The sequence below is a fragment of the Streptomyces mutabilis genome, from assembly GCF_014649815.1.
Lineage (GTDB): Bacteria > Actinomycetota > Actinomycetes > Streptomycetales > Streptomycetaceae > Streptomyces > Streptomyces mutabilis.
The window spans coordinates 1-528 of the sequence record NZ_BMTT01000299.1; the positions used below are offsets into that span (position 1 = coordinate 1).

The 528-nt window shown below is 38.6% G+C and carries 1 protein-coding gene; it reads left to right on the forward strand.

The window, feature by feature from the left end; genetic code table 11:
• Window positions 1-528: dGTP triphosphohydrolase (gene dgt, locus IE142_RS40405; protein WP_191889527.1), on the forward strand; the 528-nt coding region annotated here is incomplete at both ends.

Here is a 528-nt window from a genome sequence, read left to right on the forward strand (position 1 = left end):
CAACGCAAATATAACAGCAGTGATATCGATATTGATGATGAAATGCAGATCTCGCGCCAATTTGAAAGCGATCGTGGGCGTATTATTAATTCAGCGGCGATCCGTCGGTTACAACAAAAAACACAGGTATTTCCATTAGAGCAAAATTCGGCGGTACGAAGTCGATTAACCCATTCGCTGGAAGTACAACAAATAGGCCGTTATATCGCTAAGCAAATAATCGGCGAACTAAAAAAGCATAATAAATTAGAAGAATATGGCTTAAATGAACGGATTGATAGCGTTGAAAGTTTAATTGAAATGGCGTGTTTAATGCACGATATTGGCAATCCTCCTTTTGGTCATTTTGGTGAAGCTGCAATTAAACATTGGTTTCGTAAGGTGTTGGCACCTGATGCTTCCATAGAATTTGATAATTGTCCTTTTTTACCTATTCGCTATTCAGCAGACCGACATTTAAATGAATTAAAACAGACTTTACGTCAAGACTTATGCCATTTCGAAGGCAATGCTCAGGCAATTCGCATG